The following is a 21,050-nucleotide window of genomic DNA, read 5'->3' on the forward strand; positions in this document are numbered from 1 at the left end:
ATGGAACGCGCGGTCCGCGTCCTCACCGCACACCGCCTCCGGCCCCTGCCGTCCCTGCTGCTCGCCCTCACCCTCCTCACGGGCGGCTTCGCGGCCTGGACGGGGCAGGACTGGTACCGCGCGGCCCACGACGACCGGGCCGCGTACGCGGCGCAACGGGACGAGGCGCTCGCCGCCGGGGAGCAGGCGGTGCAGAACCTCAACACGCTCGACCACCGGGACCTGAACCGGGGCCTCGACCTGTGGGAGTCGTCGACCACCGGTGAACTGCGCGAACAACTGGCGTCGGGGCGCGACGAGTTCGCCGAGCAGGTGAGGGCGGCGAAGACGGTCACCACGGCCCGGGTGCTGTCGGGCGCCGTCACCGAGCTCGACGACCGGGCGGGCCGCGCCCGGGTGCTGGTCGCCCTGCGCGTCACCGTCAGGGCGTCCGACGGCGCGAAGACGGACAAGGACAGCCGCATGCTCGGCGAACTCACCCGCACCGGGGGCCGGTGGAAGCTGAGCGCCCTGGGACAGGCCCCCGTGGGCGGCGCACCGACCGGCTGACCCGGTTCCGCACCGCGCAAGCCGCCGCACCGAGAGGACAGCACGATGTCGACGACCCGCCACCACATCAACCGCCGGCGGCGCCACCTGGCCCGCGAGGCCCGGCCCGCCGCCTCCACCGGGACCCCGGAGAACACCGGAGGCCGGACCCGCACGGGCGGTACGGCCGTCCTGTCCCCACCCGGCCCCTCGCCCTCGTCCTCGCCCTCCGCGCGGACGAGCGGGAAGGCCGCTACGGCCGCTACGGCCGGGACGACCGAGGAGGGGAAGGCGGACCGGACCCGGTCGCGCCGCCCGGTGGGCCTCGTGGTGCTCTGCGCGCTGACCGTGCTCCTCGGCGGCTTCGCCGGCTGGGCGCACGCGAAGGCCGAAGCACTCCGGGACGACCCCGCGCGGCGCAACACCGCACTGACCGACCTCGCCCGCACCGGCGAGATCAAGGGCCAGGCCTCCAAGGCCGTCGACCGGCTCTTCTCCTACGACCACACCGACCCCGGCGCCCTCGGGAAAGCCGCGCGGGACCTCCTCACGGGGAAGGCCGTCGACCAGCACCGCACCCTGCTCGCCGACGTCCGGAAGCGGGCCGACGCGCAGAAGGCGGTGATCACCACGACGGTCACCGAGAGCGCGGTCGAACGGATCGACGGCCACCGGGCCCGGGTCCTCGTCTACGCCGACCAGAGCAGCGTCGCCACCACCGGAAGCGCGAAGGACACGAAGGCCACGAAGGACGCCGAGGACGCCGCGGGCACGCAGGACGAGGGCGTGTACGCGGGCGCCATGCTCGCCGTCGACGTCGTGCACCGCGACGGACGGTGGCTCGTCTCCGGCATCGACACCTTCGGCCGCTGAGGGCCGCGCGACCGGCGAAACCCACGAGTGCAACCGCCCCGCACCCGACAGGAGTGACAGCCATGCCCGTACGCCGCGCACGACGTCCGCGCACCGGCCGGACCCGCAGGGGACTGCGGACGACCGCCGTCACCGTGGCGGCGATGGCGGCCCTCACGGCCTCCCAGGCCCCCGGGCTCCTCGGGGACGCGCGGGACGCCCACGCCGCCCCGCCCGCCGACGACGACGCCCGCGGGACGGCGGCGGGCGGCCCGTACACCGAACTCGTCCCGCCGGGCGACGGTTCCTACCACACCGAACTCCCGCCCCTGCGGACCCGGGACGCAGCGTCGGCCTCCCCGGTGCTCGCACGGGACCTCCGCTCCCAGTCCGGCATCCCGGCCACCGTGCTGCGCGCCTACCGTGCCGCCGAGACCTCCGTCGGCAGGACGGACCCCGGCTGCCGGCTGCCCTGGGAACTGCTCGCGGCGATCGGCAAGGTCGAGTCCGGCCAGGCGCGCGGCGGCGCGGTCGACCGGAACGGCACCACGCGGGGCCGGATCACCGGGCCACCGCTCGACGGCCGGGGGTTCGCCCTGATCCGGGACACGGACGGGGGCGCCCACGACGGCGACACGGTCTACGACCGCGCGGTGGGACCGATGCAGTTCCTGCCGTCCACCTGGGCCCGCTGGGGCACGGACGGCAACGGCGACGGCCGCGCCGACCCGAACAACGTCTTCGACGCGGCCCTGGCGGCCGGCCACTACCTGTGCGCGGGTGACCGGGACCTGGGCCGGGCCGCCGACCTGGACCGGGCGGTCCTCAGCTACAACCACTCGCGCCGCTACCTGGAACTGGTCAGGTACTGGCTGGACTTCTACCGCCGCGGGGTCCACACCGTCCCCGACGGCGAGGGCGTCGTCCCGAGGAGCCCCGGCGCGGGAGGCGGCACCCCGGCGACCGGGCCCGTGGACAAGGGCGACGGCGGAAAGGGGAACGGCGGAAAGGGGAACGGCGGCGGTGGCGGGATCGTCATCGGCCCGGACCCGAGCACTCCGGGCAGCCCCGAGCCGTCCCCTTCCCCGTCCCCGTCCTCCTCCACCCCGGCGCCCACTCCGACGTCCGCCTCCCCGTCCCCGGAGCCCTCCCCGACGAGCCAGGAACCCTCGCAGACACCCGGCGGGACCCCCACGGGGAGCCCGTCGCCGTCACCGGACCCGACAGGCCCGGGCCCCTCGCCCACCGCCCCGGACGACTGCTCCACGGAGCCCGCCACCCCGTCCCCCGGCCCCACCGCCTCCCCGACGGCCTCACCCTGCCCGACGGACACTCCGTCGGGTACGTGAGGAAGTCCGCGCTCGCACGGCCCGCGCGGCACCCGCCCCGCCCGGCACCGAGAGGGGCTGCGCGGGCCATTGACGCGCAAGTGGTTCGATTCTACGGTCCGTTCGAACTTGCGATCGCTGTTCGGAATTCCGAACGCATGCCGACCCCCACCGCAAGGAGAACCCCGTATGAGCCGCACCCTCCGCAAGCGCACCGCCCTGCTCGCGCTCCCCACCGCCGCGCTGCTCGCCCTGATGCCGACCACCGCCTCGGCGTACCCCAACCCCGGCCGCGTCACCGGGTCCGTCGTCACGCACGACCCGTCGATGATCCGGACCTCCTCCGGGCAGTACCTCCTCTACGCCACCGGCGGCGGCATCGCCAACAAGACCTCCACCGACCGCACCGCCTTCTCCGCCGGCGCCGACGCGTTCTCGTCCCGGCCGAGCTGGTGGCGGAACTACTCCTCCGTGCCGGAGGCCTGGGCGCCGGACATCTCGTACCACGGCGGCAAGTACCTGATGTACTACTCCGTCTCGAAGTTCGGCTCGAACACCTCCGCCATCGGTCTGGCCGGCTCCACCACCGGACAGCCGGGCAGCTGGACCGACTACGGCACCGTCCACACCTCGAACTCCTCCAGCGACTACAACGCCATCGACCCCAACCTCTTCGTCGACGACGACGGCAAGTGGTGGCTGTCCTTCGGCAGTTGGTGGACCGGGATCAAGATGATCCAGATCAACCCCTCCACCGGGAAGCAGCTCTCCTCCAACACCACCCGCTACTCCCTCGCCTCCCGCCCCTCCGGGACGAAGGCCGTCGAGGCGCCGTTCATCGTCAAACGGAACGGCTACTACTACCTCTTCGCCTCGTACGACACCTGCTGCGCCGGCACCGGCTCCACCTACAAGGTCAAGGTCGGCCGCGCCACCGGCGTCACCGGGCCGTACCGCGACAAGAACGGCGTCTCGATGACGAACAACGGCGGCACGCCCGTCCTCGAGTCGCACGGCAGCGTCATCGGCCCCGGCGGCCAGTCGATCATGAACGACGTCGACGGGGACCTGATCGTCTACCACTACTACGACGGCAACGACAACGGCACCCCCAAGCTCGGCATCAACCTCCTGAACTGGAGCAGCGGATGGCCTGTCGCCTACTGACCCGGCCGGACAACGGCTGCCGACAGTGACGGCTCAACTCCACGTAAAATCGCGGTGGTTCAGCCCGCTCAGCCCATCCCCACCGCGTCGGGCCAGGCGGTCTGCGGTCCCGGCCAGCCCGTCGCCGGGGCCGCGGAGAGGCCGTCGGTGCCCCTGACCTGGGCGGCCGTCAGGCCGCCGCGGGCGGGGACACCGGGCGGGGTGAGACCGGAGGGCGGCGGCGCCTGAGGCGGTGCCGGGTACGCCGCCGCGGCGGGCATCGGCGCGGGCGCCGTCCGCGCCGCGGGCGCGAGCGGCTGCGGGACCGGTTCCGGAACCTGCTGGGGCACGGGCTGCGGAATCGGTTCCGGAACCTGCTGCGGCACGGGCTGGGGCACGGGCTGCGGTACGAACTGCGGCGCGGGCTGGGCGACAGGCTGGGCGACCGGCTGAGGCACCCCCGTCACCACCGAAGCCGCGGCCGGCACCGGCATCCCGCCGCCCGTGCCCGTCGCGGGGGCGGGCACGGCGGCGGGGAGCGGCATGCCGGTGCCGGTACCGGGGCCGGTGCCGGCGGCCGGGGTGGCGGCGAGCCCCGGAACGCCGGCACCGGCGGCCTGGGCGGCGAGCCCCCGCGTGCCCGACCCGTTGGTCCGGCTCACCAGCCGGTCCACGGCCGCCGTGCCCGAGCTGTAACCGGTCCCCGTGGCCTGCTCGGGCGCGGCGGCTCCCCTCCTGGACGTCCCGTAGAGCACCTGTTCCAGGCCGGTCACCAGGCGGCGCACGTCCACCTGGGGGCGTACCACGAGGCGCAGGAAGCGGCTGGAGGAGCCGATCTTGTTGCCGCACTCGCGGACCAGGATCCGGTGCTCGGTGAGCATCCGGTCCCGGACCACGGTCCCTTCGGCGCCCACGGGGAGGCGTACGAAGAGGAAGTTGCCCTGGGAGGGGTAGACCGTCAGTCCGGGCAGTGAGGAGAGCTGGCCGGACATGTCCATCCGGTCGCGGCGGACCTGGTGCAGGCTCTGGGCGTACTCGGCGCCGTGTTCCTTCAGCATGAACACCACGTGCTCGGCGAAGGAGTTGAGGTTCCACTTGGGGAGCATGGATCTCACCCGTCCCGCGAGCGCCGGGTTGGCGACCAGGTAGCCGAAGCGGATGCCGTGCAGGCCGAAGTTCTTGCCGAGGCTGCGCAGCACGATGACGTTGGGGCGCAGCATCGCCTCCTGCACCACGCTCGGTTCGTTCTCCGCGTCGGCGAACTCCAGGAACGACTCGTCGATCACCACCAGGTCCAGGTCGGCCATGGCGTCCATGAACTGCACGATCGCGTGCTTGTGCAGGAAGCCGCCGTCGGGGTTGTTGGGGTTGCAGATCACCGCCACCCGGGTGCCGCGCGCCCGGATGAACTCGGCGTACTGCGCGAGGTCGAGGGCGAAGCCGCCGGCCTCCTGGAGCGGGAACATGTCGACCCGTTTGCCGGTCTCCATGGGCTGGTCGGTCCAGCGGCCGAAGGTGGGGACGGGGACGGCGAGGGACTCGCGGACCAGCAGGTGGTCGATCCAGGTGATCAGTTCGGTCGAGCCGTTGCCCATCGCCACGCACTGCGGCGGCAGTTGGAGCAGGCCGCACAGTTCGGCCGTGATGGTGTCGGCGCTGCTCGGGTAGTACGTGATGATGTCGCGCAGCCGGGCCGCCATCTCCTCGAACATGGCGGGGGTGGGGAAGTACGGGTTGCAGGGGATGCAGAAGTCCACCGGGCCGGCCCCGTCGCTCTCCCGTGTCAGCGCCGCCATCGACGGACTGTGCGCCGTGGTGCTGCGGAACAACGAGGTGACGTTGCCGGCCAAGGGGAACCTCCGTGTGCGGCGGGCCCGTTGGGGAGGGACGGGCCCGTCATGCCTGGGTGGCCCGCGCGGGGGAGCACGGGCCACCCAGGAGTACGGAGCGGGACGCGCCGCCGTTCAGTCCATGTGAGGAAAATGTGACGGCTGCGGTCCCCGGGGGCTCACGCCCCGAACGAATGGACCGTCGTCGTCCGGTACGTCTGTCCGGGCCGCAGCACGGTCGACGGGAACGACGGCTGGTTCGGCGAGTCCGGGAAGTGCTGGGTCTCCAGGCACAGCCCGTCGCCCTGCCGGTAGACCCGGCCGCCGGTGCCGACGAGGGTGCCGTCGAGGAAGTTGCCGGAGTAGAACTGCAGGCCCGGCTCGTTCGTCGCGATCCGCAGCGTGCGGCCGGAGGACGGGTCGCGCAGGACGGCGACCTGCTCGGGGCGGCGGGTGATGCCCTTGTCGAGCACCCAGTTGTGGTCGAAGCCCTGCCCGTACAGCACCTGCTGGTGGGCGGTGCGGATGTCCCGGCCGACCGGCTTGGCCCGGCGGAAGTCGAAGGGGGTGGCCGCGACCCGCGCCAGTTCGCCCGTGGGGATCAGCCCCGAGTCGACCGGTGTGTAGCGGGAGGCGGCGATGGACAGCTCGTGGTCGTGGATCGAGCCGCTGCCCTCGCCGGCGAGGTTCCAGTAGACGTGGCTGGTGAGGTTGACGACGGTGGCCCTGTCGGTGGTGGCCTCGTAGTCGATGCGCCAGTCGCCGTCCCGGGTGAGGGTGTACGTGACCTTCGTGCGCAGCGTGCCCGGGTAGCCCATCTCGCCGTCGACGCTGGTGTAGTACAGGTGGAGGCCGACGTCGGAGCCGCGGGTGAACGGCTCGACGTCCCAGACCCGCTTGTCGAAGCCCTGGGCGCCGCCGTGCAGGCTGTTCTCGCCGTCGTTGACGGAGAGCTGGTACGCGGTGCCGTCGAGGGTGAAGCGGCCCTGGTCGACGCGGTTGCCGTAGCGGCCGACCAGCGCGCCGAAGTACGGGCTGGAGGCGACGTACTCCTCGAGGGTGTCGAAGCCGAGGGAGACGTTGGCGTACCGGCCGCGGCGGTCGGGGATCTCCAGGGACCGGACGACGCCGCCGTAGGAGAGGACCTTCATCCGGGTGCCGCCGTTCTCCAGCGACCAGCTGTGGACCTTGGTGCCGTCCGCGAGCCTGCCGAAGAGCGACTTCACCGGCTTCCCCCTGCCCGACGAGGCGTGCGCCGTCCCGCCGAGGACGGTGGTGGCGGCGACACCGGCCGCCGCGGCTCCTGCGATGACCGTGCGTCTGTTCAGTTCCATCCGTGCGGCTCCCCAAGAGGAAGGGGCCCCGCCGTCCGGCGGGGCCCGAGCTGACTTACGAACCGGACTTGCGCTTGTTCCACACGTCGAAGCCGACCGCGGCCAGCAGCACCAGGCCCTTGATGACCTGCTGCCAGTCGGTGCCGACGCCGACGAGGTTCATGCCGTTGTTCAGCACGCCCAGGACCAGGCCGCCGATGATCGCGCCGAGGACCGTGCCGACGCCACCGCTCATCGACGCGCCGCCGATGAACGAGGCGGCGATGGCCTCCAGCTCGAAGTTGAGGCCGGCCTTGGGAGAGGCCGCGTTGAAGCGGGCGGCGAACACCAGACCCGCCAGGGCCGCGAGCATGCCCATGTTCAGGAAGACCAGGAAGGTGACCTTCTTGTCCCGCACACCCGACAGCTTGGCCGCGGGCAGGTTGCCGCCGATGGCGTAGATGTGGCGGCCGATGACGGCGTTGCGCATCACGTAGCCGAAGCCGACGAGCAGCGCGCCGAGGATCAGCAGCACGATCGGGGCACCCTTGTAGCTGGCCAGCAGCATCGTCACCACGAGGATGGCGGCACTGAGCGCCACGAGCTTCAGCAGGAACAGCTTGGAGGGGAGGACCTCGAGGTCGAACTCCTTCTGGCGGCGGCGGTCGCGGACCTCCTGGAGGACCACGAGCGCGATCAGTCCGATGCCGAGGAGCAGGGTGAGGTTGTGGTAGTTGGTCTCCGGGCCGACCTCCGGCATGAAGCCGTTGGCGACCGTCTGCAGGCCCTTGGGGAACGGGCCGAGGGTCTGGCCCTCCAGGAAGATCTCGGTGAGACCGCGGAAGGTCAGCATGCCCGCGAGGGTCACGATGAACGACGGTATGCCGCCGTAGGCGATGAACCAGCCCTGTATCGCGCCGGCCAGCGCGCCCACGGCCAGGCAGAGGATCACCGCGACCGGCCACGGCAGGTCGTTCTTCACCATGAAGACGGCGGCCATCGAGCCGACGAACGCCGTCAGCGACCCGACCGACAGGTCGATGTGGCCCGCGATGATGACCAGCATCATGCCGATCGCGAGGATCAGGATGTAGCTGTTCTGCAGCACCAGGTTGGAGACGTTGCGCGGCAGCAGCAGGTCGCCCTCGGTCCACACCGCGAAGAGCGCCACGATCAGGCCCAGGGCGATCAGCATGCCGTACTGGCGCATGTTGCGGCGCATGCCGTCCAGCATCAGCTGGAGCAGGCCGTCACCGCTGCCCGCCCCGTTCTTGCCCGGCGGCGCGGCCGCCGGCGTCTTGTCGGTGACTTCGGTGCTGCTCATCGGGATACCTCTTTGTCCTTCGTCATCTGACGCATCAGCGATTCCTGGGAGGCCTCGGCCCGCGAGAACTCACCGGTCAGCCTTCCTGCGGCCATCGTGTAGATGCGGTCGCACATGCCGAGTAGTTCGGGCAGCTCGGAGGAGATGAAGACGACCGCCTTGCCCTCGGCGGCCAGCTTGTCGATGACCGTGTAGATCTCGTACTTGGCGCCGACGTCGATGCCGCGCGTCGGCTCGTCGAGGATCAGCACATCCGGACCGGCGAAGATCCACTTGCTGAGGACGACCTTCTGCTGGTTGCCGCCGGACAGCTTGCCCACCGGCTCGAACACCGTCGGGGCCTTGATGTTCATCGACGTGCGGAAGCCCTCGGCGACCTGCCGCTCCTCGTGCTCGTCCACCACACCGCGCCTGGCGACCTTGCCGAGGGCGCTGAGCGAGATGTTGCGGTTGATGGTGTCGATGAGGTTCAGGCCGAAGTGCTTGCGGTCCTCGGTGACGTACGCGATGCCGTGCGCCACCGCCTCGGGGACGGTCTTCGTACGGATCTCCGTGCCGTCCTTGAGGACCGTGCCGGCGGCGTACCGGCCGTAGGTGCGGCCGAAGATGCTCATCGCGAGCTCGGTACGGCCCGCGCCCATCAGGCCGGCGATGCCGACGATCTCACCGCGCCGGACCTCGAAGGACACGTCGTCGACGACCTTGCGGTGCTGGTCGATCGGGTGGTACACGGTCCAGCCGCGGACCTCCAGGGCCGGGGCGGCGCCCTCCTCGGGCCGGTGCGGGGTGCGCTCCGGGAAACGGTGCTCCAGGTCGCGGCCGACCATGCCGGAGATGATCCGGTCCTCGGTGGTCTCCGCGGCCTTCACGTCGAGCGTCTCGATGGTCCGCCCGTCCCGCAGGATCGTCACCGAGTCGGCGACCTTGCGGATCTCGTTGAGCTTGTGGGAGATGATGATCGAGGTGATGCCCTGTTTCTTCAGCTCCAGGATCAGATCGAGGAGTTTGTCGCTGTCCTCGTCGTTCAGGGCCGCGGTCGGCTCATCCAGGATGAGCAGCTTCACCTTCTTCGAGAGCGCCTTCGCGATCTCCACGAGCTGCTGCTTGCCCACGCCGATGTCGGCGACGCGGGTGTCCGGGTGGTCGGACAGGCCGACCCGGCGCAGCAGTTCGGTGGCGTGCTTGAGGGTGGCGTTCCAGTTGATGAACCCGCGGGTGGCGTGCTCATTGCCGAGGAAGATGTTCTCCGCGAGGGAGAGGAACGGCGACAGCGCCAGTTCCTGGTGGATGATGACGATGCCGCGCTGCTCGCTGGCCCGGATGTCCTTGAACTCGCAGGGCTCTCCCTCGAAGAGGATGTCCCCCTCGTAGCTGCCGTGCGGGTGGACGCCGGAGAGGACCTTCATGAGGGTCGACTTGCCGGCGCCGTTCTCGCCGCAGATGGCGTGGACCTCGCCCTGACGGACGGTCAGGGTGACGTCCGACAGCGCCTTGACGCCGGGAAAGGTCTTGACGATCGAGCGCATTTCCAGGACGGGTCCCGCCATGGTCGTGCCTTCCAATCCTTGAAGGGGCCCGGTTACTTGAGCTGGTCCTCGGTGTAGTAGCCGCCGTCTATCAGGACCTGCTTGTAGTTGGACTTGTCGACGCTGACCGGCTGCAGCAGGTAGGCGGGGACGACCTTGCTGCCGTTGTCGTACGACTTGGTGTCGTTGACCTCGGGCTTCTTGTCGTTGACGACCGCGTCGACCATGTTCGCGGCGACCTTGGCGAGCTCGCGCAGGTCCTTGAAGACGGTCTGGGTCTGCTGGCCCGAGATGATCGACTTCAGCGAGGCGACCTCGGCGTCCTGGCCGGTGACGACGGGCATGGCCTTGCTGCCGGAGCCGTAGCCGTCCGACTTCAGGGCGGACAGGATGCCGATGGAGATGCCGTCGTAGGGCGAGAGCACCGCGTCGACCCGGGCGTTGCGGTAGCTGGAGGTGAGCAGGTCGTCCATGCGCTTCTGCGCGGTGCCGCCGTCCCAGCGCAGGGTGGTGACCTGGTTGAGGTCGGTCTGCTTGGAGCGGACGACCAGCTGGCCCTTGTCCATGTACGGCTTGAGGACGTTCATCGCGCCCTGGAAGAAGTACCTGGTGTTGTTGTCGTCGTTGGAGCCGGCGAACAGCTCGATGTTGAAGGGGCCCTTCTTGCCGGCCTTCAGCCCCAGCTTGTCGACGATGTAACCGCCCTGCAGCTCGCCGACCTTCTCGTTGTCGAAGGAGGCGTAGTAGTCGACGTTCTCCGTGCCGAGGATCAGCCGGTCGTAGGAGACGACCGGGATGTCGGCGTCCTTGGCCTGCTGCAGCACGTTGCCCAGGGACTTGTTGTCGATCGCCGCCACGATCAGGGCGTCCACACCCTGCGTGATCATGTTCTCGATCTGGGAGACCTGCTGGTCCGGGTCGTCCTCACCGAAGACCAGCTTGGTCTTGAACCCCTTGGCCTTCAGCTCCTTCTCGACGTTGGCGCCGTCGGCGATCCAGCGCTCGGAGGACTTCGTCGGCATCGCGATGCCGACGGTGGCCCCCTCGGAGCCGCCCTTGTCCTCCTCGCTGCCGCCCTCGCTGTTCTGGCCGCAGGCGGACAGGGTGAGGGCGAGGGAGGCGGCGGTGGCCACGGCGGCGAGTGCGGCTCTGCGGTTACGCATGGTCATCATCCTTGATGTGTGTGCGGGGTCGGTCCGGACGAGCGGGCGCTTCCGGGGTGGGATCAGGGGACCGAGAAAGGGGTGTGTGCGATTGTGCGCGGCTGTGTCTACTTCTGTGAAGTCGAGTTTCCGGAACGTTATGACGAGATGTCGAACCGGATCAGATCGCCCGGAAGCCGGGACCCGAGCGGCGCCATGTCGCCGTCCGCGCCGTGCCGGGCCAGCAGGTCCAGGGCCAGCCGGCCGCGCCGCACGCGCTCCTTCGCGGTCGCCAGGGTCAGCTCCCGCAGGTGGTGCCCGTACGGGTAGATCCCGGGCGCCTTGGACAGGCCGAACTTCAGGTACAGCGGGGCGCCGCGCCGGATGAGTTCGGCGACCTCGTACATCCGCACGTAGCCGCCGAGGTCGTCGGGGGCCTCGATGTACATGTCCATCGGAGTGGCCGAAACCCGCCGGATCTCGGTGAGGTGATCGAGCGTCAGATCGCTGGGGACGTTGATCGAGTCGGCGCCGAGCCGCTCGTAGACCGCGTACGAGGCCGGGTTGACCGGCCCGACGAGCGCCGACAGCTTCAGCGTGGTGTCGGCGGGCAGCAGCCCGGCCGCCCGCGCCCGGTGCAGCGTCCACAGCACGCCCTCGTCGGCGACGAGCAGGCACTTGACGCCCAGCTCCGTGGCGCGCACGGCGTCCTCGACGCAGCCGGCCACCGCGTCGTGGCCCCGGGCGCGCAGTCCGGCGCCGCCCGAGTCGGTACGGGTGGAGCCGCCGATGTCCCAGGTGCCGCGCGGGCCGGTGAACAGGCAGAGCTCGATGTCGCGCTCCGCGGTGGCCTCGACCATCTCGGTGATCTCGGCGTCGGTCAGCATCCACACGCCGCTGCCCTGGCTGATCCGGTGGATCGGCACGTCGAGGCGCGAGGCCTCCTTCAGGACCACGGCCAGCGCCTCGGGCCCCTCGCACGAGGGGACCTCGGTGCGCCAGCGGCCGCCGCCGGGGAAGGTGTGCGGCGAGGCGTCGGCGGGGTCGAGGGCGGGCGCGCTCAGGCCGAGCGCGGTGAGGGTCTGCTCACCGGGCCTGCGGGGAGCCGTGGCGGAAGCGTCGGTCACAGGGTGTCCTTTGGTTCGGTATGTCGGACGAGGTTCGCGGCTCGGGATACGAGTCGGGCGGATCCGGTGCGGGGCCGGGCGTACGCCGGTACGGGGACCGTCGGGTCGCCCTCGTACCGGCGCACGGGCTAGGGACGCAGCAGCACCTTGCCCACCTTCGGGTCACCGGACCCCACCAGCTCGATGGCCTGCGGGAACTCGGCGAGCGGCAGCTCGTGGCTCACCAGCGGCAGCGGGTCGAGCAGCCCGGCGGCGAACACCCGCACGGTGTGCGCCCAGGCGTCCGGCGGAGCACCGAAGACGGTGTGCACCTCCAACTGCCGCACGACCAGGTCCGTGGGGTCGAGCCCGTCGGCGCCCGGTGCCGGGATGCCGGTGAGGACCAGCCGCCCGCCGCGCCGCAGCAGTGAGGCCGCGGTGCGGGCCGCGTCCGCGGACCCGGCGGTCTCGATCACCACGTCGAAGTCGTCCGGGAGCGCCTGGTCCTTGGTGCGGAAGTCGGTGGCCCCGTACCGCCGGGACAGCGCCTCGCGGTCGTTCCGCGTGCCCACCACCAGCAGCTCGGCGGGGGAGACGGCCCGCAGGAACTGCACGGCGAACATCCCCAGCGTGCCGGTGCCGACCACCGCCACCCGCTCACCGGGCACGGCCTGCGCCTTCAGCGCGGCGGCGGCGACGCAGGCGGCCGGCTCCAGCAGCGCGGCGGCGCTCAGGTCGGCGTCGTCGGGCAGGACGTGCAGCAGCCGGGCCGGAAGGGTCAGCGTGGCGGCCATGGCGCCCGGCTGGGTGAAGCCGGTCTCCTCGTAGCCCGCCGAGCACAGCGTTGTCTCACCGGCGTGACAGCGGTCGCAGACCTGACAGTTGCGGAAGCCCTCGCCGACCACCTTGCGGCCGGCCAGCGAGGCGGGCACGCCCGCGCCCACCCGCTCCACCGTCCCGGACCACTCGTGGCCCGGCGTGAGCGGGTAACGCACGTACCCCTCGGGCCGGTTGCCCTGGTACACCTCGCGGTCGCTGCCGCAGATGCCGGAGGCGTGCACCCGCACCAGGGCCTCGCCGGCCCCGGGCTCACGTGGCTCGTGCGGGACCAGACGGTGCTCGCCGGGTCCCTCGATGACGACCTGGGTGCTCATCGCGCTCCTCCCGGGCGGCCGGCGGTCACTTGGTGCCCTTGGGCTTGCGCTGCTCCCAGCCCTCGGCCCACAGGTCGAACCGGGCCTGCTGCTGCGGGAACTCGGCCGCCGCGTCGACGTCCAGCTCCACGCCGAGGCCGGGGGCGTCGGAGAGGTGGAAGCAGCCGTCCTCCGGGTTCACCTGGGGCGCGCCCTTGACGACCTTCTTGATGTCCGCGTCCGCGAAGTCGTTGAAGTGCTCCAGGATCTTGAAGTTCGGGGAGGTGAAGCCGACCTGGAGGGACGCGGCGGTCAGCACGGGGCCGCCGACGTTGTGCGGGGCGACCAGCATGTAGTGGGTCTCGGCGGTCGCGGCGAGCTTGCGGGTCTCCCAGATGCCGCCGATGTGGCCGACGTCCGGCTGCAGGATGTCCACGGCCTGGCTCTCGAACAGCTCGCGGAACTCGATCCGGTCGTGGATGCGCTCACCGGTGGCGAGGGGCATGTCGACCTTCGCGGCGACCTTCTCCAGCGCCTTGAGGTTCTCCGGCGGCACCGGCTCCTCCAGCCAGGCCGGCTTGAACGGCGCGAGCTCGTGCGCGAGGCGCACGGCGGTGGCGGGGGAGAAGCGGCCGTGCATCTCCAGCATCAGCTCGGCGTCCGGACCGATGGCGTCCCGGACCGCCTCGATCAGCGAGACCGCGTACAGCGTCTGCTCGTGGTCCAGCTCGAAGTGCCCGGTGCCGAACGGGTCGATCTTCAGCGCCCGGTACCCGCGCTCCATGACGCCCCGCGCGGCCTTGTGGTACGCCTCGGGGGTGCGCTCGGTGGTGTACCAGCCGTTGGCGTACGCCTTGACCTTGTCGGTGACCTTGCCGCCGAGCAGCTGCCAGACGGGCACGCCGAGGGCCTTGCCCTTGATGTCCCAGCAGGCCATCTCGACGACGGCGATGCCGGACATCACGATCTCGCCGGCGCGGCCGTAGTCGCCGTACTTCATCCGGCGGACGAGGTCCTCGACAGCGAACGGGTCGGAGCCGAGAATGTGGTTGACCTCGGCTTCCTTCAGGTAACCCAGGAGGGCGTCGGTGTGGCCCAGCATCCGGGTCTCGCCGACTCCGGTGATGCCCTCGTCGGTGTGCACCTGGACGTAGGTCAGGTTGCGCCACGGCGTCCCGACCACGTGTGTGCTGATTCCGGTGATGCGCACGGCAGTTAGCCCCTCGCTGTGGTGGTGGACCTGGTTTTCGTCGTCAGCGGTTCGACGTGTTCGATATTTCGTCGCACGTTCGAAATGCTGGCGTGACAGTAAGGACGGGGTGGCGGGGGTGTCAATGGGTCGCGCGCATAACGGTTTCGACAGTTTCGAAACCCTTGAGCAATGGTCCGCACCAAACCTTCACAGCGGGCTCTATGAAGCGGACCGGAACGGAACCTAACCTTCCCGCGTCATGGATTTTTGCCACCCGTGCCGACGGCACCTCAACGGCGCCCTGGCCTGCCCCGGCTGCGGCACGCCCGCCGAGCCGCTCCGCGCCCAGCGGCGGGAGCCCGCCGCGCCCGCGGGGTACGAAGGGGAGGCGTACGGGGCGGCCCGGTCCGGGGAGTCCTCCGGGGAGCACGACGACGGGGACGCGCGGGACGACGAGCCGCACGGGCGCCGGGCGACCCGGCGCCGAGGACCGGAACCGGAACCGAAACCGGACGAGGGTCCCGCGGCGGGGCAGAGCCGCCGGGACCGCAAGGCCGTGGCGCACCGGCGCCGGCGCAACCGCACCCTGCTGATCGTGGCGGGCTTCGTCCTCGCGGCGGGCGGGCTGAGCCTGGCGGAACTCGGACTGGACGCGCCCGGGTCGTCGCCGGAGCCGGCGGCTGCCGGGGAGGAGAGCACCGACGGCGGCGGGGCGGAGCTCGAGCCGACGGAGTCCCCGGGCGGTGCCCCGGCCGCGGTCACGTCCACGGAGTCCACCGGCCCGAAGGCGTCCGGCTCCCCCTCCCCCTCGGCCTCGGGGTCCCCGAAGGACGACGAGTCGCAGGAGGCGGACGACGAGACCGGACGGGACGCCTCGTCGGCCCCCGCCGAGACGCCCACGACCGACCCCGCGACGCCACAGCCGGAGGCCCCGGACGCCTCGGAGGAACCGGAAACCCCCGAGCCGACCCCCACCACGAAGGAACCCGAACCAGAACCGGAACCGGAACCCACAAAAACGTGCGACCGCTTCCTCTGGTGGTGCACCTGACCCACACCCCGCGATCCGCGGGCAGCCGCATGCCGCGTAACCGCGGGCAGCCATGCCGCATGTCGCCGCTCCCGCGGGCAGTCGTGCTGCTGGGGCGGCACGGGTGGGCGATGGGGGTACCTCCCGCTCATGGGGGTCCCCCCGCTCGAGCGGAGTCGAGAGTGGGGGAGAAGCCGAGAGTGGGGGAGGCACCCCGCAAGCGCCGGGCCGCGCAACCCACCCCCGGCCCACCCCAACGCGGGGCACGCTGCAAGCGCCGGGCACCCGTAAAGCACCGGGCCACGCGAGAACCCCCGCCACACCAACGCCGAGGCACCCACAAGGCACCGGGCCAAGCCAACCTCGGCCCCCCGGAAAACCGGCCGCAGCCGACTACCCCAGCATCCTCCGCAACGCATCCCGCAGCGCCACCCGCTCCCCCTCCGAAAGCCCCGCCAACGGCTCACGCGCGAACCGCAGCGACTCCCGCAGACTCCGCGCCACCCGCCGCCCCTCACCCGTCGCCGCCGCCAGCTTCACCCGCCGGTCCGCCGGATCCGGCCGGCGCTCCACCAGCCCCCGCGCCTCCAGCCGGTCCACGATCCCCGTGACGTTCGACGGCTCGCACTTCAGCCGCTGCGCCAGCTTCCGCATCGGCAGCGGCTCCAGGGACAGCAGACTCAACAGCTTCGCCTGGGCACCCGTGAGGGCGTGACCGGCGGCGGCCTCCTCGTACTCCTCGTGGTAGCGGGCCACCACCGAGCCGATGAGCTCGACGACCTCCAGGGTGAGGGCGTCGGGGCGGTGCGGGGCGGTGTGGGGTGTGGCCATGCCCTCCAGGGTACCCGGTTGCTTGACAAGCTGAAATGTTCAGTCGCATGGTTGTTTCAGGTAATGAAGTATTCCGAGGAAAGGTGCCAGGCCATGACCGCCCCCACACCCCCCACCACCGGCCGCGAGTGGCATCTGCTGAACCGGCCCGTCGGCTGGCCGAAGCCCGAGGACTTCGCCCTCGTCGAGACGGAGGTCCCCGCCCCGGCCGAGGGACAGGTGCTCGTACGGAACGCGTACCTCTCCGTCGACCCGTACATGCGCGGCAGGATGTCGGCGGCCAAGTCCTACGTCGCCCCGTACGAGCTGGGCAAGGCCATGCAGGGCGGCGCCGTCGGCGAGGTCGTCGCGTCGAACGCCGAGGGGATCGCGGCCGGCGACCACGTCCTGCACTTCTTCGGCTGGCGCGAGTACGCCGTCGTGGACGCGAAGAACGCCGTCAAGGTGGACCCGGAGGCGGCACCCCTCTCGGCGTACCTGGGCGTGCTGGGCATGACCGGTCTCACCGCCTACGCCGGCCTGCTGCGCACCGCCGCCTTCAAGGAGGGCGACTCCGTCTTCGTCTCCGGCGCGGCGGGCGCCGTCGGCAGCCAGGTCGGGCAGCTCGCGAAGCTCAAGGGCGCCTCACAGGTGATCGGCTCGGCCGGCTCCGACGAGAAGGTCAAGCTGCTCCTCGACGAGTACGGCTTCGACGCCGCCTTCAACTACAAGAACGGCCCCGTGAACGAGCAGTTGCGCGACGCCGCCCCGGACGGGATCGACGTCTACTTCGACAACGTCGGCGGCGACCACCTGGAGGCGGCCATCGGCCGGCTCAACCGGGGCGGCCGGATCGCCGTCTGCGGGATGATCTCCGTCTACAACAACACCGAGCCCGCCCCCGGCCCCCGCAACCTCGCCCGGCTGATCCAGACCCGCGGCCGCATCGAGGGCTTCCTCGTCGGCGACCACTACGACCTCCAGCCGCGGTTCGTCCAGGAGGTCGGCCCCTGGGTCCGCTCGGGCGAACTGAAGTACCGCGAGACGGTCGTCGAGGGCATCGAGAACAACCTGGAGGCGTTCCTCGGCGTCCTGCGCGGCGACAACACCGGAAAGATGATCGTCAAGATCTGAGCCGGACCGTGACGCCGGACCACCGGCGGTCGTTGCGTACGACGAGGGCCGCACCCTTGGACGTGGGGTGCGGCCCTCGCCCGTACCGGGCGGGAGTCAGCCGCCCATGAAGTACCCGAGGAAACTCATCCGGTGCAGAAAACGCCCGGGCCACGACAGGAGCGCGCCGCCGAAGGTGAGGTTGCGCGTGTAGACGCCCTCCAGCAGGATCGCGAGCCCGAGGTCCAGCGCGTCGGCCTCCCCTTGAGCGACACCGGAGAGGTTCTGCGGGTGCCGCCACTCCGAGCGCGTCATCGTGACGACGGCCCCCTCGCGCCGCAGCTCGTGCCGGAGCCTGCCGCCCAGCACCCGGTAACGGTAGGAGCGTCCGGAGAGCTCGATGTGCAGGGCGCGGCTCTGCTCGGTGACGGCCAGATGGCGTCGGCGCAGCCTGGCCTCGTGGCCGTCCGCCTCGAGTTTCATCAACGCCATACGCGGGGCACCGCGGAAGCCCAAGCCGTGGAAGGCCGATGCCGGTATCGATTCGCCCGTCACCCGGGCGGTCAGCTTGTGCACCAAGGAATCCGCGTCCTGGGGGTACGCCGACTCGACCCCTCCGCAACCGGGCGGTGTCCCGGTCCAGACGTGCGTCTTCCGCATGTGCGGTGCTCTGTACTCGGGGCCCGTGCGTACGAGCCGGAACTCCATGGTGGTCATGTACCGCCCCCTCGAACGATGCGGGGCAAGACGGTCTGCCCGGCCCCCGATACAGTTTTCCCCATGCGCGATCTTGGGGCGGGTTTCCGATATCTCCTGAAGGGCCAGCGGTGGGTGGCCCGGCACGGCAGGCAGTTCGGGTTCGGGCTGCTGCCGGGGCTGATCACCCTCGTGCTGTACGTGGCGGCGCTCGTCGCCCTGGCGCTGTGGGGAGAGGACTTCGTCACCTGGGCGACGCCGTTCGCCGACGACTGGTCCAGCCCTTGGGCCGGGCTGTTCCGCGGCTTCCTCACCGTCGTGCTGTTCGCGCTCGGCCTGCTGCTGTCCGTACTCACCTTCACCGCGGTGACCCTGCTCATCGGGCAGCCGTTCTACGAGAACCTCTCCGAGAAGGTCGACCGGGACGTCTCGCCCGACGGCACCGCGCCCGAGTCCGGCCTGCCCCTGTCGCGGGAGCTGTGGATCTCCGCCCGCGACAGCCTCCGCATCGTCGTACGGGCCCTGGTGTGGGCCGTGCTGCTGTTCGCGCTCGGGTTCGTCCCGGTGGTGGGGCAGACCGTCGTCCCGGTCATCGGGTTCTTCGTCACCGGCTTCTTCCTCACCGAGGAACTCACCGCCGTCGCGCTCCAGCGGCGCGGGGTCGAACTGCGCGAGCGGCTCCGCCTGCTGCGCTCCCGCAAGACCCTCGTCTGGGGCTTCGGCACCCCCCTGGGGCTGGCCTTCCTCGTCCCGTTCGTCGCCGTGTTCCTGATGCCCGGCGCGGTCGCCGGCGCCACCCTCATGGCGCGCGACCTGCTCGGTGAGGAGACCGCCGGGGACGGCTCCGAGGAGTCCGAGGAGGAGGGCGCCCGGTCATGACCGAGGTGCTCGCCGTCGCCGTCATCACCGTCCTGGCCGTGATCGCGCCGGGCGCCGACTTCGCCATGGTGGTCCGCAACAGCTACCTCCACGGCCGCCGCACCGGCCTGCTCGGCGCCCTCGGCGTCGCCGCCGGCGTCCTGGTCCACGTCACCTACACGATGCTCGGCGTCGGCCTGCTGATCGCCTCCTCCACTTTCCTGTTCACGGTCGTCAAGCTGGTCGGCGCGGCCTACCTCGTGTACGTCGGCGTGCGTACCTTCCGCACCCGCGGCGAGGTCACCGTCGACCTGGAGAACAGGACGGGGCTGACCCCGTTCGCCGCGCTGCGCACCGGCTTCCTGACCAACGTTCTCAACCCGAAGACGACCCTCTTCGTCGTCTCGACCTTCGCGCAGGTCGTCAGCCCCGGCACGCCGGTCCTCCAACAGGTGGGCTACGGCCTGTTCATGTCGCTGGCCCACCTGCTGTGGTTCGGCGTCGTCGCCGTGTTCTTCTCCCACGACCGGATGCGCACCCTGATGCTGCGCGGCCAGAAGGTCCTCAACAAGGTGATCGGGTCCGTCCTGGCCGGTCTCGGCGTCAGCCTCGCGTTCGCTCCGTCGCACTGACCGCCACGGTCACGATCGACCGCACCTGCGCGATGATGTCCAGCCGGTTCCGCACGAACTCGGGATCGGTGACCTCGGTGGTGTTCCCGGCGCCGAACTGCAGCACGGGCGTGTGCACGTGCCCGCCCGGCAGCTCCTCGTGCAGCCCGAGCCGGTCCCGCAGCAGCGTCGCCCGGTAGGCGATCTCGTTGGAGAGGTAGTCGCCACCGCCCCCGGCCCGCGCCGTCGAGCCGGGCGTCGGCCCCTGCGGCCGTACGACGGGCTCGGTGCCTCCCGCCGGGATCTCCGTCACGCTCGTGTTGTCGTACACCGGGAACCGCCCCGTGTCCGCGGCGACGATCTCCGCGTACGGCAGTGTCGTGGACGTCCACTGCGGCTGCGAGGCCGGATCGGTGACCGGGATCGTCTCCGTGCGGCCGATGTTCTCGTTGTCCCCGAAGCCGCCCCGCCACGCCCCGTTGGTCCGCTCGACGTCGAAGCGGCCCACCCGGCCCTGGCTGACGGTCGTGAACAGGTCGACCTCCGGCAGACGCGGCCGCAGCGCCCGCTCCACCGTCCCCTGTGCGAAGTCCCGCCAGCGGACCGGGAACACGGCCGTCTCGACGCGCGCCGGACCGTCCGCGGTCTCGATCACCGTGCCGTCGAGGGCGAGCGCGACCGCGCCGGACGGGTTGGAGATGCGGATGTCCCGGTCCAGGGTGAACGGGTCGAACCCGGTCACCAGGACCCGCTTCATCCCCTTGTCGTGCCGCGGATAGCCGATCGAGGTCTGTCCGCGCGAGGTCCGCTCCAACTCGTCGAGCAGCCGCGCCCGCTGCCCCTCGCCCAGCCGGAACCCGGGCTCCCAGGCGCGCAGTTCCCGGGTCATCCCGAGCCGCGCCCAGTACAGCGGCCGGTCGTCGTCCCGGCTGAGGTCACCACCCGCCGGCCCGCGCCCCTGCGCCCGGTCGACGGCCCTGCGCCACAGCCGGGTCCCCTCGCGTGCGACGGCGCGGCGGGCCTGGGCGTAGGAGTGCGCGTGGTCGAGCGCGTGGACGAAGTCCGGTGCCACGTCGGCGAATCCGGAGCGGCGGAGTATCTCCTGCGGGACGGCCCCGTCGAGGCGGCGTTCCTCGACGGTGGGGGCCGCGGTCGTACCGGCGGCGGTCGCGGTGGGCACGGGGGCGGCGAGACCGGTCAGCAGGGCCAGACCGAGAACACCGATGCGAACACGTACGGATCTCAAGGGAGTTGGCCTTCCGTCGTCGTGGGGTACGGGGATGCCGAAGCCCGCAGTATCACCCGCCCACCCCGACCCACGCCACGGGTCGCGAACAGCCCCCCCCCCACGATCCGCGGGCAGTCGTGCCTCCCCCGGTGCCTCAAGGGCCTGGGAGGTACCCCCAGGGCGATGGGGGTCCCCCCGCCCGAGCGCAGCCGAGGGTGGGGGAGGGTGGGCGATGGGGGAGGCACCCCGCAAGCGCCGGGCTGCGCAACCCCGCCCCCGGCCCAC

At 71.3% G+C, this 21,050-nt stretch carries 19 protein-coding genes; 8 read left to right on the forward strand and 11 right to left on the reverse strand.

Annotation, left to right across the window (positions count from 1 at the left end; all coding sequences use genetic code 11):
* The 4 genes from ACH5AO_RS20370 (at position 1) to ACH5AO_RS20385 (ending at position 3,875) form a co-directional block, all read left to right on the forward strand.
* A complete protein-coding gene (locus tag ACH5AO_RS20370) occupies positions 1-549 on the forward strand; it encodes a nuclear transport factor 2 family protein (protein WP_398926531.1) in 549 nt (182 codons plus the stop codon).
* Between the two features lie 45 nt (positions 550-594).
* Positions 595-1,401 (forward strand): hypothetical protein, encoded by an 807-nt coding sequence (locus ACH5AO_RS20375; protein WP_398926533.1) that lies wholly within the window; start codon positions 595-597, stop codon positions 1,399-1,401.
* A 62-nt stretch (positions 1,402-1,463) separates the two neighbouring features.
* On the forward strand, positions 1,464-2,729 hold the full coding sequence (locus tag ACH5AO_RS20380) for a lytic murein transglycosylase (protein ID WP_398926535.1): 1,266 nt from the start codon (positions 1,464-1,466) through the stop codon (positions 2,727-2,729).
* Positions 2,730-2,897: 168 nt separating this feature from the next.
* Entirely contained in the window at positions 2,898-3,875 is a 978-nt protein-coding gene (locus ACH5AO_RS20385) for an arabinan endo-1,5-alpha-L-arabinosidase (protein WP_398926538.1), read from the forward strand.
* 68 nt (positions 3,876-3,943) lie between these two features.
* On the opposite strand, the gene ACH5AO_RS20390 is transcribed toward ACH5AO_RS20385, so the two are convergent.
* The 8 genes from ACH5AO_RS20390 to ACH5AO_RS20425 all read right to left on the reverse strand — a co-directional run bounded on the left by ACH5AO_RS20390 (position 3,944) and on the right by ACH5AO_RS20425 (position 14,437).
* Positions 3,944-5,704 (reverse strand): pyridoxal phosphate-dependent aminotransferase, encoded by a 1,761-nt coding sequence (locus tag ACH5AO_RS20390; protein ID WP_398926540.1) that lies wholly within the window; start codon positions 5,702-5,704, stop codon positions 3,944-3,946.
* Positions 5,705-5,862: 158 nt separating this feature from the next.
* Positions 5,863-7,017: an aldose epimerase family protein gene (locus ACH5AO_RS20395; RefSeq protein ID WP_398926542.1), complete on the reverse strand. Its 1,155-nt coding sequence runs from the start codon at positions 7,015-7,017 to the stop codon at positions 5,863-5,865.
* Positions 7,018-7,072: 55 nt separating this feature from the next.
* Positions 7,073-8,320 (reverse strand): multiple monosaccharide ABC transporter permease, encoded by a 1,248-nt coding sequence (gene mmsB, locus ACH5AO_RS20400; RefSeq protein WP_398926544.1) that lies wholly within the window; start codon positions 8,318-8,320, stop codon positions 7,073-7,075.
* Positions 8,317-9,867: a multiple monosaccharide ABC transporter ATP-binding protein gene (gene mmsA / locus ACH5AO_RS20405; protein ID WP_398926546.1), complete on the reverse strand. Its 1,551-nt coding sequence runs from the start codon at positions 9,865-9,867 to the stop codon at positions 8,317-8,319. Before mmsA ends, mmsB begins: the two co-directional genes overlap by 4 nt.
* A 32-nt stretch (positions 9,868-9,899) precedes the next feature.
* Positions 9,900-11,009 carry a multiple monosaccharide ABC transporter substrate-binding protein gene (gene chvE, locus ACH5AO_RS20410; protein ID WP_398926548.1) on the reverse strand — a complete coding sequence of 370 codons (1,110 nt, stop codon included), beginning with the start codon at positions 11,007-11,009 and terminating at the stop codon, positions 9,900-9,902.
* Positions 11,010-11,146: 137 nt separating this feature from the next.
* A complete protein-coding gene (locus ACH5AO_RS20415) occupies positions 11,147-12,115 on the reverse strand; it encodes a hypothetical protein (RefSeq protein ID WP_398926550.1) in 969 nt (322 codons plus the stop codon).
* A 128-nt stretch (positions 12,116-12,243) separates the two neighbouring features.
* Positions 12,244-13,248, reverse strand: coding sequence for a zinc-binding dehydrogenase (locus ACH5AO_RS20420; protein WP_398926553.1), 1,005 nt, complete (start codon positions 13,246-13,248; stop codon positions 12,244-12,246).
* 25 nt (positions 13,249-13,273) lie between these two features.
* Positions 13,274-14,437 (reverse strand): mandelate racemase/muconate lactonizing enzyme family protein, encoded by a 1,164-nt coding sequence (locus ACH5AO_RS20425; protein WP_030859576.1) that lies wholly within the window; start codon positions 14,435-14,437, stop codon positions 13,274-13,276.
* 241 nt (positions 14,438-14,678) lie between these two features.
* Between ACH5AO_RS20425 and ACH5AO_RS20430 the strand changes: the two genes are divergently transcribed.
* Positions 14,679-15,470, forward strand: coding sequence for a hypothetical protein (locus tag ACH5AO_RS20430; protein ID WP_398926555.1), 792 nt, complete (start codon positions 14,679-14,681; stop codon positions 15,468-15,470).
* Between the two features lie 372 nt (positions 15,471-15,842).
* On the opposite strand, the gene ACH5AO_RS20435 is transcribed toward ACH5AO_RS20430, so the two are convergent.
* A complete protein-coding gene (locus tag ACH5AO_RS20435) occupies positions 15,843-16,280 on the reverse strand; it encodes a MarR family winged helix-turn-helix transcriptional regulator (protein WP_398926557.1) in 438 nt (145 codons plus the stop codon).
* A 93-nt stretch (positions 16,281-16,373) separates the two neighbouring features.
* Between ACH5AO_RS20435 and ACH5AO_RS20440 the strand changes: the two genes are divergently transcribed.
* Positions 16,374-17,393 carry an NADP-dependent oxidoreductase gene (locus tag ACH5AO_RS20440; RefSeq protein ID WP_398926559.1) on the forward strand — a complete coding sequence of 340 codons (1,020 nt, stop codon included), beginning with the start codon at positions 16,374-16,376 and terminating at the stop codon, positions 17,391-17,393.
* 96 nt (positions 17,394-17,489) lie between these two features.
* Here ACH5AO_RS20440 and ACH5AO_RS20445 read toward each other — a convergent pair whose 3' ends face one another.
* Positions 17,490-18,089: a hypothetical protein gene (locus ACH5AO_RS20445; RefSeq protein WP_398926561.1), complete on the reverse strand. Its 600-nt coding sequence runs from the start codon at positions 18,087-18,089 to the stop codon at positions 17,490-17,492.
* Between the two features lie 63 nt (positions 18,090-18,152).
* On the opposite strand from ACH5AO_RS20445, the gene ACH5AO_RS20450 reads away from it, so the two are divergent.
* Together ACH5AO_RS20450 and ACH5AO_RS20455 are read left to right on the forward strand one after the other, a co-directional pair.
* Positions 18,153-18,947, forward strand: a complete 795-nt coding sequence (locus tag ACH5AO_RS20450; RefSeq protein ID WP_398926563.1) for an EI24 domain-containing protein — start codon at positions 18,153-18,155, stop codon at positions 18,945-18,947.
* A complete protein-coding gene (locus ACH5AO_RS20455; RefSeq protein ID WP_398926565.1) occupies positions 18,944-19,558 on the forward strand; it encodes a LysE family translocator in 615 nt (204 codons plus the stop codon). The genes ACH5AO_RS20450 and ACH5AO_RS20455 overlap by 4 nt, the downstream gene beginning before the upstream one ends.
* Here the strand turns inward: ACH5AO_RS20455 and ACH5AO_RS20460 are convergent.
* The gene (locus ACH5AO_RS20460; RefSeq protein WP_398926567.1) at positions 19,530-20,783 is read right to left on the reverse strand and encodes a pyroglutamyl peptidase; all 1,254 of its coding nucleotides are present in this window, start codon (positions 20,781-20,783) and stop codon (positions 19,530-19,532) included. The two genes, ACH5AO_RS20455 and ACH5AO_RS20460, sit on opposite strands and share 29 nt — an antisense overlap.
* Positions 20,784-21,050 lie beyond the last annotated feature (267 nt).

It is taken from the genome of Streptomyces sp. NPDC018964 (assembly GCF_044390325.1).
GTDB lineage: Bacteria > Actinomycetota > Actinomycetes > Streptomycetales > Streptomycetaceae > Streptomyces.